This is a genomic window from Desulfobacula sp., from assembly GCF_030145145.1.
GTDB lineage: Bacteria > Desulfobacterota > Desulfobacteria > Desulfobacterales > Desulfobacteraceae > Desulfobacula.
Genome location: NZ_JAQYWD010000003.1, coordinates 144711 through 159131, shown reverse-complemented (window position 1 = coordinate 159131; position 14421 = coordinate 144711). Strand labels below are relative to the sequence as shown.

General features: G+C 44.6%; 13 protein-coding genes. 1 reads left to right on the top strand and 12 read right to left on the bottom strand.

Features of this window, described 5'->3' with window-relative positions:
• The first annotated feature begins 179 nt into the window (after positions 1-179).
• The gene (locus Q1Q15_RS02465; RefSeq protein ID WP_300456163.1) at positions 180-989 is read left to right on the top strand and encodes a CotH kinase family protein; all 810 of its coding nucleotides are present in this window, start codon (positions 180-182) and stop codon (positions 987-989) included.
• Positions 990-1127: 138 nt separating this feature from the next.
• On the opposite strand, the gene Q1Q15_RS02460 is transcribed toward Q1Q15_RS02465, so the two are convergent.
• The 12 genes from Q1Q15_RS02460 to Q1Q15_RS02405 all read right to left on the bottom strand — a co-directional run bounded on the left by Q1Q15_RS02460 (position 1128) and on the right by Q1Q15_RS02405 (position 14418).
• Positions 1128-1505: a PH domain-containing protein gene (locus tag Q1Q15_RS02460; RefSeq protein ID WP_300456162.1), complete on the bottom strand. Its 378-nt coding sequence runs from the start codon at positions 1503-1505 to the stop codon at positions 1128-1130.
• A gap of 204 nt (positions 1506-1709) precedes the next feature.
• On the bottom strand, positions 1710-1964 hold the full coding sequence (locus tag Q1Q15_RS02455) for a hypothetical protein (protein WP_300456159.1): 255 nt from the start codon (positions 1962-1964) through the stop codon (positions 1710-1712).
• 283 nt (positions 1965-2247) lie between these two features.
• Positions 2248-3591, bottom strand: a complete 1344-nt coding sequence (locus tag Q1Q15_RS02450) for a TRAP transporter large permease subunit (protein ID WP_300456157.1) — start codon at positions 3589-3591, stop codon at positions 2248-2250.
• Between the two features lie 24 nt (positions 3592-3615).
• A complete protein-coding gene (locus tag Q1Q15_RS02445) occupies positions 3616-4143 on the bottom strand; it encodes a TRAP transporter small permease subunit (RefSeq protein WP_300456154.1) in 528 nt (175 codons plus the stop codon).
• A gap of 4 nt (positions 4144-4147) precedes the next feature.
• Positions 4148-5230, bottom strand: coding sequence for a TRAP transporter substrate-binding protein (locus Q1Q15_RS02440; protein WP_300456152.1), 1083 nt, complete (start codon positions 5228-5230; stop codon positions 4148-4150).
• A gap of 84 nt (positions 5231-5314) precedes the next feature.
• On the bottom strand, positions 5315-6580 hold the full coding sequence (larA, locus tag Q1Q15_RS02435; protein ID WP_300456150.1) for a nickel-dependent lactate racemase: 1266 nt from the start codon (positions 6578-6580) through the stop codon (positions 5315-5317).
• Positions 6577-7812, bottom strand: a complete 1236-nt coding sequence (locus Q1Q15_RS02430; RefSeq protein ID WP_300456148.1) for a (Fe-S)-binding protein — start codon at positions 7810-7812, stop codon at positions 6577-6579. Before Q1Q15_RS02430 ends, larA begins: the two co-directional genes overlap by 4 nt.
• Positions 7809-9182, bottom strand: a complete 1374-nt coding sequence (locus Q1Q15_RS02425) for an FAD-linked oxidase C-terminal domain-containing protein (protein WP_300456146.1) — start codon at positions 9180-9182, stop codon at positions 7809-7811. Before Q1Q15_RS02425 ends, Q1Q15_RS02430 begins: the two co-directional genes overlap by 4 nt.
• Positions 9183-9336: 154 nt before the next feature.
• Positions 9337-11397 carry a 3-hydroxyacyl-CoA dehydrogenase NAD-binding domain-containing protein gene (locus Q1Q15_RS02420; protein WP_300456143.1) on the bottom strand — a complete coding sequence of 687 codons (2061 nt, stop codon included), beginning with the start codon at positions 11395-11397 and terminating at the stop codon, positions 9337-9339.
• A 31-nt stretch (positions 11398-11428) separates the two neighbouring features.
• The gene (locus Q1Q15_RS02415) at positions 11429-12715 is read right to left on the bottom strand and encodes a TRAP transporter large permease subunit (protein WP_300456142.1); all 1287 of its coding nucleotides are present in this window, start codon (positions 12713-12715) and stop codon (positions 11429-11431) included.
• 133 nt (positions 12716-12848) lie between these two features.
• Entirely contained in the window at positions 12849-13334 is a 486-nt protein-coding gene (locus tag Q1Q15_RS02410) for a TRAP transporter small permease subunit (protein ID WP_300456139.1), read from the bottom strand.
• 67 nt (positions 13335-13401) lie between these two features.
• Positions 13402-14418, bottom strand: a complete 1017-nt coding sequence (locus Q1Q15_RS02405) for a TRAP transporter substrate-binding protein (protein ID WP_300456136.1) — start codon at positions 14416-14418, stop codon at positions 13402-13404.
• Positions 14419-14421 lie beyond the last annotated feature (3 nt).

The following is a 14421-nucleotide window of genomic DNA, read 5'->3' as shown; positions in this document are numbered from 1 at the left end:
GAAACCATCTGTATGACCGTATACGCAATAATTAAGGGGACAATTAGATGAAAATGTGTGGAAAAATAGAGGGGTTAGCGGCCTATTGAAATTGGTTTATTTTCGTCCGATAATCATTTTACAGTTGTTCCTTCAACAAACACATGCAGGTGGCAATACTATGAAAAGGAGACTATCAAATGATGATCACCAACAAACGTCGGTCATGCGCAACACCATTTTTTTTCCTGTCAATTTTTATTTTTTTAACCGCTGCTTTTCCCAAGGCACAGGCACAGGATTTTTACGACATCAATACGGTCAACACGATTTCCATCACTTTTGTGGAATCAAACTGGGATCAATTGCTTGACGACTTATACGCGGCTGGGGAAGAAGAACGACTTGTGGGAACAGCGGTCATTAAAGGCGTTACTTATGAAAACGTCGGTGTCCGGTATAAGGGGAACAGCAGTTACAGCCCGCAAAATATAAAAAATCCGCTGAATATTAAACTGGATCATCTTATTGAGGATCAGAACCTGGACGGCTACGGAACCCTTAAACTTGCCAATGTATATAAAGACCCAAGTTTTGTGCGGGAAGTGGTCAGCTATGAAATCGCCGGCAAATACATGCCCGCAAGCCAGGCGAATTTTATCAACGTGACCATCAACGGAACCTGCATGGGACTTTATACGAACGTTCAAAGTGTTGACAAGTTTTTCCTTAACAATCATTTTGGGAGCAAAAGCAACAGCGATATTTCCCTTGAAGGGTATTCTCTCACAGATAACAGCGCGGATATCGCCCAATGGACTTTCCCGGACGTGTCCATACCAGCAGGCGGATATCTGATCGTCTGGGCTGACAAAGATGAAGATCAGGAGGGACTGCATACGAATTTCAAACTCTCTGCCTCAGGTGAAACCATTCTGCTGGCAGGCCCGGACCAGACTGTCATCGAGGAGGTGACAGGATCGGTTTACAGGAGGCCGTTTATGTATTGACTAAAATGGCGATGGAGAAATAAGCAGCCTGGCAATACTTTGGTGCAGGAAGAAAGTGGATGCACTGGAATTCTCCTGTATAACAGAGGTATTGCCTTATGGGCCTTTTCTACAAAGAAAAAAACGAAACCGCTAACATTAATTGAACATAAAATTAGCGATTGTTTTTTGGATGCCAACAACATCGGTTCCTTTTTTCAATGTTTTTACAATTGGCTCTTTTGAACTGGATATCCAGATTTTCAATTCCGCTTCCATATCAAAATGTCCGGCTGCCTCTACAGCAAAATGCGATATTGATTTATAAGGAATCGTGTGATAGTCGACTTTTTTTCCCGTAAACCCCTGCTTATCAATAAGCAACAATCTTTTGTTTGTAAAAATATACATGTCCCTGAGCACTTTATAGGCCATTTCTATGGATTCACCATCCGCTAATATTGGATTCAGTTCCTGCTGCAGATCCTCCACCTTCACTTCAGTTGCATTGCCCAACAACCCGTTAAAAATACCCATTTCTTGTCTCCCTCAACTATTTGATTATAATTTGACGCAACTTTCGGACGTTAGTTTTAATCGATGGGGTCAGGCTTTTTTATGGTGCTTTTTATCACTATTTCATTACTATACGGGTAAAAAACGCCATAAAAAAGCCTGACTCCAGGCATAAATGGCCAAACCCGAAAGTTGAGTGATATAAAGCAACAACCGGATAGGGTTTTATTCATGCGGCTCGTCATCATCTGGCAGCGACTTGTTATCAAGACGCTCCAGCCCCCTGCCGGCAATGAGATCTTCTTGTTCCTGCAGCGTGTCCAACAGGGCCTGACTGAATTTATCCGGGTGGTCAGAATCCGTATCAACATACATGGCAAAGGCATCAGGATATAATTCCCTCATAGAGCGTTGCCGGGGATTTTTCCTTTTGAAATTAACCGGGATTACATTTTCTGGAAATCTTTTCCCTTTTGTCATGGCAGGTCTCCTTTTGCAAACAAACAACCACATTTCTTATATCTGACGTTGGTTCAACCACTGAACATTTGAACAAACATCTTCTTTTATTATTCGAATATAATCATGATTAAAGGGGATGGCAATCGTCCGGGGTTACCGCTGGGATCATTGACGATTTCGTTTGTAGAAATAGATGATGACCATGAGCTTTGCCTGTTTATCGCCGATACTTTTTCCACTATGGGGCACACACGAGTCAAAATATACATTCCATTCCAGCTGCTTTCCATACATCAACACATTAATTGCCGTAAACGATTCCCGGAAGCCAGGTAACAAGGCTGGGCCAGACGGCAATAATCATTAATCCGATAAGCTGTAATATCACAAAAGGAATAATGCCTTTATACAGATCCATTGTTTTGATTTCCGGCGGACAAACCCCTTTCAGATAAAACAGCGAGGGCCCAAAGGGAGGCGTCATAAACGATGTCTGCAGGTTTACGGCAAACAGAATGCCGAACCAGAGGGGGTCATACCCGTAATCCACCACAATGGGGGCAATGATGGGAATATGGATATAGGTAATTTCAATAAAATCGAGGAAAAACCCCAGGATAAAAATAAAAATCATGACCATGGTCACCAGTTGCCACCCGGACAGATGCATGCTGTCGATAAATTCCCGAAGCAGGTCATCCCCCCCAAGACCTCTAAACACAAGGGCAAAGCAGGTGGCCCCCATAATGATAATAAACACCATACAGGTCATGCGAATGGTGCCCTTTGCAACGTCATGCAGTAATCCAAAAGACAGCTTTCGATTCATGGCCGTGAGGATAACGGCACCCACAGCGCCCATGGCGCCGGATTCAGTTGGTGTGGCAATGCCGGCAAATATGGTGCCCAGAACTGCCAGAATGAGAAACAAAGGGGGTAAAAGGGCTTTTAAAATTTTCAGGATAAAGACGACATCAAACTCAACGCCTTTTTCCTGGGCTGCCGGAACATTTGCTGTTCCAAAAAATGTAGACAGCCAGATGAACAGACAATACAGGGACACGAGAATCATTCCCGGTATCACGGCCCCAATAAACATATCGCCTATGGGCACATCCATCACCGGCCCCAGAAGCAGCAGAACAATGCTGGGAGGAATAATCTGACCCAGGGTTCCCGAGGCGGCAACCGTGCCCGAAGCAAAAGAGTTGGAGTAGTTGTGCTTGAGCATGGTGGGCAGGGACATCAATCCCATGGTCACCACCGTGGCCCCGACAATGCCGGTGGATGCCCCCAGTAATGCGCCGACAATAACAACGGAGATGGCCAGGCCGCCCCGGACATTTTGAAACAGCTCCTCCATTGTTTCCAGCAAGGCTTTGGCCAGCCCGGATCTCTCCAGGGCAAGACCCATGAAAATAAACAGGGGAACGGCCATTAACATGGTATTGTTCATAATCCCCCACATCCGCAGGGGCAGCAGATCAAAAAAACCAGGCGTTAATCCGATAAGGCCAAAAAGGAAGGACGCCCCCATCATGGTAAAGGTGACGGGGAATCCTCCCATTAAGGCAATGGTCAATACCACAAAAAGCCAGGCAGCCAGGTAATCCGCAATCCAAAATGGCAAATACTCAATCAGCATGTTATCTCCCCGTCAGCGACACAATCATGAATGATCCAGATCCAACGGTTTTCCCAAAAGAATAAACGCACTTTTTACGCAAAGCGAGAGGCCTTGAATCAGCATTAAAAAATAACCCACGGGCAAGGCTGCCTTTATTAAAAACCGTGCAGGAATACCGCCATCAATGGAAACTTCTCCGATTTCATATGCGACGATAACCCAGGGAATGGTGGTGGTCAAAACAACATAGCAGGAGGGAATCAGAAAAAAAAGGACGCCCAAAAAATTAATTAGGGCCTGTTTTTTTCTGTCCATCGTTGAATAAAAGATATCCACGCGGACATGTCCATCATGCAACAGGGTATACCCGGCACCTACCAGGAAAATAAACGCAAACACATGCCATTCCAGTTCCGCCATAAACACAAAACTGGTATTAAACACATACCGCATAATCACATTGGAAAAGATCACCAGAATGAAGAAAAAAACAGCAGAGGTAACAATAACACTGCCAATCCATTCATTGATTTTATCACACAAAAGAATCGCTTTTTTAACGGTCTGCATAAAATTAAGCCATTGTATTCCAATAAACTTTTTCAGACATCTTTCCCCAGACAGCTGTTTTGGCCTGGAAGGCCACATAATCTTCATGGACTTTCAAGGCAAACGGATCTTTTTCCGCTTCAGCCGCTATGACCTGTTTGGATATCTGTTTTAATTTTTTCAATACATCTTCGGGATAGACCTGTACGTTCACATTATGCTCCTTGACCAGCGTGTCCAGGGCTGCTCCGCTCTGGGCATCAAAAGCGGCCAGGGTTTTAATATTTATATCGCCTGCTGCAATATCCAGGACGCGCTGAAAATGTTTGGGCAGATCATTGTAGGCTTTTTTATTGAAGAAAATATCCAGGGTCGGTCCCGGCTCATGCCATCCCGGGGTGTAGTAATATTTGGCGACTTTATACAGCCCCAGCAGGATATCATGAACCGGGCCGACAAATTCCGCTGCATCCACCACGCCTCTTTCCAGGGCCGGAAAAATTTCAGCCGGCGGCACAAAAACAGTTGTAACGCCAACTTCGGAAAGAACCTTGCCGGCAATACTGCCAATCCGCATTTTTAAGCCCTTGAAATCCTCCAGGGAGTTGATTTTTTTGGCATACCAGCCCCCCATCTGCATACCGGAATTTCCAATAATCCTGGGGACAAGATCAAACCGGTCATACAATTCATTCATCAGTGTCTGGCCATTTCCTTCATAGAACCAGGAATTGATGGACTGGGCATTCATGCCAAAGGGGATGGACCCAAACCAGTTGAATGCGGTTGATTTGCCTGCCCAGAAATACGGAGACCCGGTACCCATTTGCACCGTTCCCTTGGATACGGCATCAAAGGCACCCGGAGGAGGGACCAGCTCGCCGCCGCCATAGAGTTTGATTTCAAACTGGCCGTCGGTCATCTCTTTTACATTCTCGCAAAAGTCCTTAACCTTGTCGAACATGATTCTTATTTTTGGATTCCAGAATGACGTGGCTGTCCATCTGATTTTTGGCGCGGCAATGACTGCCGGTGCGCCAACGGTTAATGCCGCTGCGGCTGTGGCGGTTCCAATACCTGCTTTTTTTAAAAATGTCCGTCTTTCCATAATGCCTCCTTTAAAGTTGATATGAGCTAATGAGACTTCTTTTTTTTAAATATTCAATGTCAATTGATATAACATCGTTACCGGTTAAGGGCGACTGATAACCGGCAGAATATTTTCAGCAAATGGGATAATATAGCCTTTTCCCTTTAATTGTTTAATATAGTCGTCAATGGTATCGGTATAGCCAAATCCCAATGCCGTTGTCTGTGATTTTGAAAACGCTGAAAAAAGGGTTACATCAAATCGGTTAAGGACATCGATGACCCTGAACGCAACATAAGCGGGCATGTTAAAACGGATGGCCAGTTCTTTGCCGATTTTTTGGGGATCCTCCTTAAACGTTTTTAAAACAGATGAAAATGTTTCATTTCCCGCTCCCTGGGAACACCCGGCCACAAAAAGGAGGCTTCCGCCTTCCTTCACAATATTGACGGCATTGAAAAGGGCTTTGGTGGCTTGATACAATTGGCCGTCCACCCTGTATCCCCCGGCTGAAATCAGTGCAAAATCTCCTTTTTCAGGGACATGGATACAACAGGCCCGGTCAAGTTCTTTGCAGCCGTTCATAAACGTCGTATGCAAAGGTCCCACCCCGGCGTGAAAAATGTCCCCGGTACCATTTGCGGCAATCGCAACATAGGTGCAGGTTTTATTTTCCAGAAACAAATCAGCGGCCTCATTGAGGTCTTCATTGATGGGATTTCCCCACAATTTTGCCTGCCGGGCCAGTGGGTGGGGGGAACCGTCTTTCCGAATGGCAAGCGAATGATTCTCCTGGATGGTGTCATACCCTGCGATACCCGGCAATATATATTTTCTGCCGCCCCCGAATCCGGCAATCATGTGATGGAGGATCCCGCCGAAAATGATGATATGATCGGCTTCAACAGCCTCCCTTGTGAAAGTGAGGTGGGTATTTTTATATGTTTTACCGAGATGGACCAACCGGTCCTGATCTTTATTCGCTGAATTGAGGATGTTAACGCGTTGTGTGCAATAATTTCCGGCAAGCTCGGCAAACTGGTCCTTTTCCATATCCTCATGGGTCCCGAGGGCAATGATGATCTTGATGTTCTCCCGGGCAACACCCAACTCAAAAAGGGTTCGGACGATTTGAGGAACGAAAACATCCCCCCGGGCCCAGAGCCGTGTATTATCCGGAATGATAATGGCAATCTTTTGATGGATGATATCTGCCGGCGTATGCGCTTTTATCCCCTTTGAAATGATCTGTTTGATCTTATCATGGCCCAGGGCCGGGACATCTTTTCCCATAATAATATCCAGTACTTTATCATCCGGGAGAGTGATGTCCAGGTGGATTTGACCTTGCTCTAATTTAATTTTCATATGTCTTTCAATGCCGAATAAATAAGGGTTACCGGGTGTAAAACCTTCAACGGATCATCCGTATCCAGATTGCCGGCAAGGTTCATCCTGCAGACCGGGCAATCTGTAAGCCATTGCGATGCGTTTACAGCTTTTGCGTTTTCAATTTTTTTGTCAACCATTTTTTTTGAAACCTCGGGATATTCATAAAAAAAGGTCCCCCCACCGCCACAGCATTCATCCGCATCAACCGCCCTTTTGTAATCCACAAAAGGCAGTCGTTCAATCAAACGTTCAACAATGATGTGGGCGTTAAAATTGTTTTTTGTGTGGCAGGGCGCATGATAGGTGACAGAAAGTTTTTCAGTGATATTCGGATCAAATTCCAGACGATCAAACTGTTGATCAATAAACGAAAGAATATTCATCACCTTTTCGGCAATAGCATTTGCTTCGGAAGGATTTTGACCCTGTTGTTCGATAAACCGCGGATATTCATTTGTCAATGCCTCTCCGCAGGTGGAGCAGTCCACAATAATGGCATCCACATCATGGCCTTTTAACGCATTGATATTGGTGGTAATATTTTTGGATGCCCTGTCTGCTGCCCCATGAAACAACAATGGGATAGCGCAGCAGGTCTGGTCCCGGGGAATTAAAATTTCATACCCCATGTGTTTTAAAATCCCAATGGTGGCAACGCCGGTGTCATCATATAAATAATTGGTTGCACACCCGGTAAAGTAAACCACTTTTCCCACTGGTTTTTTATCGGGATGTATAATGACATCATGGGCTTTTCTAAAGGGGGTGGCATTGAGTGTTGGAAAATTTTTTAACGGGATGTTACCCAGTTTATAGTTCCGGGCAAAAAGGTCCGGCACAAATTTCTGCCCGGTTCTGGCCAGACCGGCACCAAATTTTAACCGGTATTCCCGGGCCAGAAGATATGTCAGACTTTTTATGGCCGGCGTTTCCCCCTGGTCTTCCACCATTTTTCTTCTCATTTCCATGAACGTTGAATAATGATCTATCCCGGAAGGACAATTGGTGGTGCATGATCCGCACATCAGGCACTTAGACATAATTTCCTTTAACAGGGGAGACGACGAAAGGGTATCATTCTCATAGGCTTTTATCAGTTGAAGCTTGGCCCGGGGAGATGCCGGCTCTTCTTTTAAGACTTTATATACCGGGCAGACATTCAGGCATAGCCCGCATTTCCCGCAATTTTGAGGTGTTTTTTTTTTCATACAAATTTTCCAGGATTCAGGATACCGTCAGGATCAACCGCCTGCTTGATTTTTTTCATAAAATCAATGGTCTGTTTGTTCATCACAAGGGGAAGATAATCGGATTTGGCAAGCCCGATGCCATGTTCACCGGACAGGGTTCCATCCAGCGCTGCTGCCGCCTGAAAAATCTCATCAAATGCGCGTTCAACCCGCTGCCATTCTTCCTTGTCTGCTTTGTTGGCCGGAATCATGGGATGCATGTTGCCGTCCCCGGCATGGGCCAGAACACCGACTTTGAGTCCATATTTTTCTGTAATTTCTATGATTTTACGGATCATCGCCGGGACTTTGCTCACAGGAACGGTCACATCTTCCGAAACAATATCCGGTGCCAGTTTAGCAAAGACCCCATAGGCGGACCGCCTTGCTGTCCAGAGCCTTTCCCGTTCAACCTCTGATTTAGCTTCCTGGACATGGATTGCCCCGTTTTCTTTCACCTTTTCAATGATGAGGGTCATCTCTCTTTCGCAGGCTTCTTTCACCCCGTCGATTTCAATGAGCAATGACCCTTGCGCCTCCCTGTCCAGTCCCAGGTTTGCCACGTCTTCAATGGTATTCAAGGTTAGTTTGTCCATCAGTTCCATGGCAACCGGTATGATGCCCGACCCGATAATATCGGTGACGGCCTTTGCGGTGTTATCCAGATCATCAAAGGTCACCATGAGGGTCTTTACCGTCTCAGGCAACGGCCGGACCTTTAAAATCGCTTCCGTAATAATTCCCAGGGTCCCTTCTGAACCGCAAAAAAGTGACGACAGTTTATATCCAGTAACATCCTTGATATTTTTACTGCCGAACCGGATGATGTCCCCGGATGCCAGGACCACTTCCATCCCTAAAACATAATCAATGGTGACGCCGTATTTCAGGCATCGGGGACCGCCGGCGTTCATGGCCATATTCCCCCCAATGGTGGCGGTGTTCATGGAACCCGGATCCGGTGGATAAAAGAACCCGAACGGTGCCAGGGCTTTCTGGACATCGACATTGACAACGCCAGGCTGAACAATGATATACCGGTCCCGGGTATTCACGTCGATAATCTTGTCCATTTTTGAAAAACAGATCACAATCCCGTGTCTTAACGGAATCGGTGCACCGCAGACACTGGTACCGGCCCCCCGGCAGGTAACGGGAACCTTATACCGGGAGGCGATTTTTACAATATCCGATACCTCCTGGGTTGTTTCAGGAAATATCACCGCATCCGGAAGGGCCTCCACCACAAAGGCATCATAGGCATAACAGGCCAGTTCTTCGGGCCGGTCAAGGTATCTGCCGGTATCGACGATTGTCATTAATTCGTTTTTGACTTGGGTGTCCAGCATGCTATTGCCATCCTCATATGAGATAAAGATTTAATATATGACGGCAATAAACCAATTATTTACTGTTTGTCAACTTTATTTGTTGAAATTGTTGCGCTGTTTAACGGTTGCTCGAAAAAGACCCCGGCATTTAGTGTTTCCGTTCAGGCACGATTTAATTCATGACCATAAATTTCCGGCCCAAAACTTTTTCCGAGTATCCGTTATGATCTAGTAAACCGGTAATTCCTCCATTGAAAAATGGCCAACCTGCTCCCAAAAGCATGGCTGTGTCAACATCTTTATAGCTCTCAACAACCCCTTCATTGAGAAGGCAGTCTATCTCAACGGCAAGACGGGTCATAACAATTTCATTTATCTCATTGTCAGTCAGACAAACGTTTCCCCGGGGCCAGATATCGGCAACTTCAGGGTCTAAAGTTATCTGCCTGTCCGAGGGAATGAAAATCATATTTTTCTTTTGGGCAACGATACGTTGCAGTCCTTCACGACCATTAAACCTTTCAGGCCAGACGTCCGCCATCGTTTTTAGCATATTCAGCATGGCTGATGCGCCTGAAGATTGCCATACCCCCATACTGCCAATGGGGAAACCCAAATCAAGATTGGCTTTCTCAACCTGCTCAAAACAAGCCCCTTTTTCCAGACAGGTCATTCCCCCTTCTACCATGGCACTCAATAAACGACCCACAAGAAACCCAGGTGAGTCTTCAACCAGAACAGGGACTTTTTTGACGTTATTGGCAATTGAAAAACTTGTTGCCAAGGCCAGCTGGCTTGTCTCTTTTGATTTGACAATTTCAACCAGAGGCCTTGCAAAAAGGGGTGGTATCGGATGAAACCCTGCCAATCTTGAAGGATACTGGAGCACAGAGGCCATTTGAGTAATATCCAAAAAAGAGGTGGTGGTCAGAAACAGGCAATCAGGGCTGCACACGGATTCTAATTGATGAAATAATTCCTGTTTTTTACTCATGTTTTCTGAAACAGTTTCTATTACGACATCACAATCTTTAAGGGTGTCAAAAGACAGGGTCCCCTTCAAACAATCATTGGCCAGCTTGTTAACTTCCGTCAACGACAAAAGCCCCTTTTCCTTGTTTTTGAATAATTGTCCCTGGATATATTGTACTGCCTTTTCAATACCCACCTGATCCATATCCTGCAGCACCACTGTCACCTTGAACCGTTGAAGAAACAACAGGGCCAGGTCACAGCCCTCTGAACCAGAACCGACAACGCCTATTTTATTAATTTTCCTGGTCTCGAGATGACTGAACCGGCCGGACATTTTTTTAGATCTTCGTTGAATCAGATCAAACGAGTATATGCTGGCTTTAAATTGTGGGGATATCAGCATTCTGGCAAGGGCCTCATTTTCTTTAACAAAACCCTGCTCCAAAGTTGTTTTATCCGCTTCTTCAATTAATGCCAGCGCGTCATAGGGTGCTTTAGCACCGGAGTGGACTATTTTTTTTATAAACTCAAGGGCGTCATTGTATTGGGCCTCACTCATCCTGGGATTTGCAATTTGCTTTTTTATATCGCCTTTGCCGGTGATAATATCTTCCAGAAAATTTATGGTGTCTTCCAGAAATTTTTCCGGTGCATACAATTGATCTACAAGCCCTATTTCCAATAGTCGATCCGGCTTGACCATTCGGTTTCCCATTAACGGATTTTTAATGATCAGTTCAACAGCAGCTTCCGGCCCGGCAATTCTAGGAACCAGCTGGGTCCCCCCCCAACCGGGGATCAGTCCCATATAGCACTCTGGAAAAGCAAATTTACCCCGGCTGCCCTGGGTGCCGGAGACGGTTCGGTAGTCATGGTAAAGCGTCGATTCCAGCCCCCCGCCCAGGGCGATGCCATTAATGGCGGCAACAGTTGGTATATCAAGATCCATGATCCTTTTAAAAACCGTATGCCCTTTTTGTCCTTCCATTAATGCCTCTTCCCATGTGGCGGAAAGGTTAACACTCATAATATCAGCCCCGGCATTAAAAAACCATGCATTCCCGGTTAAAATCCAGCCGGTAAAATCAGGATCTGCTTCAACCTGATCCAGCACCCCTCCCAGGGAATCCAAAGCCTCATCACTCCATGTAATCGGCTTTTTATTCATCTGGCCGTTATCCATTGTAACAATGGCAATCCTGCCTGCTCTTTCACTCTTGTAAACTGTTAATTTACACTCTGTTATATATTTTGCCATGAAAAGCTCCTGCTGTGTTTTTACAAATGACTTACATCAAAAGATTCGGTAAAAACATGATAATTGATGGAAAGATATTGAGCAGTATTAGAATGATGACATAAATCACCAGCGTTGGAATAACTGCAACAGCAATTTTTGCATAGGATTCTTTGAGAATCATGGATGCCACAAAAAGATTGGCACCCAGTGGGGGTGTCACATACCCCACACCTAAGTTAATGGTCAGAATAACGCCCAGAAAAATGGGATCAATATTTAATGCGATAACCGTGGGCAACAATAGTGGGGCAACGACAATTATTGCCGATAAAGGGTCCAGGAATGTTCCGAGAAACAAAAAAAGCAGGTTAATACAAATTAAAAATACGATGGGGGATGTAATATTGGATACCACAAATGAGGATAATTCCTGGGGAATCTGCTTCATCGTAAGATAATCACAAAAAACAGTGGCACCTGCCAGTGTAAATAATAATGCGCCCGTACTGATTCCCGAGGTGCTCAAAATTTCTTTGAAACTTTTAAAATCAATGGTTTTAAATATCGTCATTTCCACAAAAAAAGCATACACACTGCCCACCACAGCCGCTTCGGTGGGTGTAAACAAGCCGCCGTAAATCCCCCCCAGAATAATGAAGGGAAGCATCAGGGCCCAGATGGCTTTTCGACCGGCTTTGATGATATCACCTAAACCATTGTTCACCTGTTTTTCTTCAACCCCGTATTGATTTTTTTTTGATACAATCATCACGTACAAGGAAAGCCCTATGGCAATCATTATCCCTGGAATGAATCCCCCTAAAAACAATTTTCCCATGGAAACATTTGCGACCACTGAATATAAAATCATCAGGATACTCGGCGGAATAATGACCCCGAGTATACCTGCAGTGGTTAATACACCATAAGAAAATTCCTTTTTATATCCTGAAGCAATCATTTCCGGCAACACTATGGGCATGATGGCAACAACTGTGGCTGTTGCAGAACCGGAAATGGCTCCAAATACGGCAGACGCAATGATACCGGCAATACCGAGACCGCCGGAAATTTTACTGACAAGTAACCGGATAAACCCAATCAAGTGCATTGAAGAATTGCCCTTGCGCATGATATTGCCCAAAAGGATAAAGAAAAGAATGGCTTCCAGAGGGAATGAATCCAGCTTGGAAAAAAGTCCTGCAACAATATACATCATCGGCACATCCATATATAGAACAAAAAGAATGGTGGCGGTGGCAACAAATGATATGGCGATGGAGGTTGTTGACAGAAAAAAAGAGATTAAAAGAACACCTATAATAATATTTTCCATTTTATCACCCTGTATTGGCATTGAGCAGCAATAATCAACTGCAGTATCCGTTTTACACGAAAAAACGTTTAACCTGTTGGAATTAAATCTCTTTCATGGTTTGTTGTGGCAGAGAGATCTGCCATGGCCATTATCAAGACAGTTTAAGCCCTGTGATGTGAGCTGCCAGCCGTATCATGTATTTTATGGTCATGAGCATACCGGCAATGGGTATGATTGAGTAAATATATCCCTTTTGTAAGGGGAAAGATGCAGCCACTTCCTGGCTTTCCATGAGCATTTGTGTAAACTGAATACCGTAGATCAACATAAAGACAGCTATCAGCATCCCAACAATTGCGGCAATAAAAGGCGCCGTTTTTTTTATGACAGCCGAATTTGTCACCTGGGTCAATATATCTATTTTTATCTCTGTATCATTTTCAATGGACTGGGAAACCCCAAGGTAAACAATCCATATCATTACATACCTGCTGGCTTCTTCCGGCCATACCGGCGGATTATTAAACAGATATCTGAGGACAACCGTAATAAACAAAATGGCCACGTTAAAAAAAAGCAGCCCGGCAATTATATTTTTTTCCAGTTTTGATAAAAAAATCAAAATTTGCTTCACCATAAAACTCTCCCTTTAATCCGTGGAAAGGGGGGTTTCCCCCCTTTCCACGACTTGACGTGTTCTATCTTTAGAGGGGTGCCTTAAAATTCAACTCACCATAAAACTGATCCAAGAGATCAGCACCGATAATATCCCTATATTTTTCATGGATGCTGTAAGTGTTTTTAAGCAAAGCATTTCGTTTTTCATCAGAAAGCCGCATTACATTGACGCCGTTTTCAGCATAAATTTTCATCACTTTAGCATCATATTTTTTTGTCTCCTGTCTGGCAATCACTGAATACTTTTCAAACCCATCCCGCACAAGGATCTGATTTTTTTCGGATAATTTACCATACCAACGCTTATTCACCAGATAAAGAAACCAGCCGTAAAGGTGGTCGGTCCGCGTTAAATATTTGGCTATCTCATACTGCTTGCTGGCATAGGAACTGTCCAGAGTGCCGTCTGTTGCATCTATAACACCCTGCTGCAGACCGGTATAAATTTCAGGAAAGGCAATGGGCGTGGGTGACGCACCAAGGGTTTTGTAAAGATCTATCAGGATGGGAGTCGGATAAACCCTTATTTTCGAGCCTTTATAATCGCTTATGTCCGTACAAAAATTCTTTTTTGACAACACATTAAAAAACCCATATCCGCCAACACCCATTAATTTTAAGCCCTTTTTATCAAGGGATTTGCCTATATCAGCCATGGTGGCACTGTTGGCAAAGGTTTCAATATCTTCCCATGTTTTAAAGGCATAGGGGAGCATCATTATATTGGCTTTGGGTTCCAGCACGGATATGGCAACCCCTGTAATGGCCGCAGACTGAACGGCACCCATCTTCAGACTGTTCAGCCCCTGGCTCTCGGGTCCGAGTTGACCGGATGGGAATAAAGCCATTTCCAAATCACCGCCACTCTCTTTTTTCAGGAATTCATTCATTTTTTCCATACTGGTGTTCACCGGTGAAAAAGGCGGGGCCACACAATAATATTTCATTACCTGTTTTGAGCCGGCCCCTGCTTCTTGAATAAAACCACATGTTACTAGGACAAAAAATAATGTTATCGTTGAAAGCACTCTTTGCATACCCATAAT

Bases quoted from the DNA above. Each gene is read 5' to 3' on its own strand.
- Q1Q15_RS02430 (WP_300456148.1), bottom strand. From the start codon at position 7,812: ATGAAAAAAAAAACACCTCAAAATTGCGGGAAATGCGGGCTATGCCTG.
- Q1Q15_RS02440 (WP_300456152.1), bottom strand. From the start codon at position 5,230: ATGGAAAGACGGACATTTTTAAAAAAAGCAGGTATTGGAACCGCCACA.
- Q1Q15_RS02425 (WP_300456146.1), bottom strand. From the start codon at position 9,182: ATGCTGGACACCCAAGTCAAAAACGAATTAATGACAATCGTCGATACC.
- Q1Q15_RS02420 (WP_300456143.1), bottom strand. From the start codon at position 11,397: ATGGCAAAATATATAACAGAGTGTAAATTAACAGTTTACAAGAGTGAA.
- larA (WP_300456150.1), bottom strand. From the start codon at position 6,580: ATGAAAATTAAATTAGAGCAAGGTCAAATCCACCTGGACATCACTCTC.
- Q1Q15_RS02445 (WP_300456154.1), bottom strand. From the start codon at position 4,143: ATGCAGACCGTTAAAAAAGCGATTCTTTTGTGTGATAAAATCAATGAA.
- Q1Q15_RS02465 (WP_300456163.1), top strand. From the start codon at position 180: ATGATGATCACCAACAAACGTCGGTCATGCGCAACACCATTTTTTTTC.
- Q1Q15_RS02455 (WP_300456159.1), bottom strand. From the start codon at position 1,964: ATGACAAAAGGGAAAAGATTTCCAGAAAATGTAATCCCGGTTAATTTC.
- Q1Q15_RS02460 (WP_300456162.1), bottom strand. From the start codon at position 1,505: ATGGGTATTTTTAACGGGTTGTTGGGCAATGCAACTGAAGTGAAGGTG.
- Q1Q15_RS02405 (WP_300456136.1), bottom strand. From the start codon at position 14,418: ATGGGTATGCAAAGAGTGCTTTCAACGATAACATTATTTTTTGTCCTA.
- Q1Q15_RS02415 (WP_300456142.1), bottom strand. From the start codon at position 12,715: ATGGAAAATATTATTATAGGTGTTCTTTTAATCTCTTTTTTTCTGTCA.
- Q1Q15_RS02410 (WP_300456139.1), bottom strand. From the start codon at position 13,334: ATGGTGAAGCAAATTTTGATTTTTTTATCAAAACTGGAAAAAAATATA.
- Q1Q15_RS02450 (WP_300456157.1), bottom strand. From the start codon at position 3,591: ATGCTGATTGAGTATTTGCCATTTTGGATTGCGGATTACCTGGCTGCC.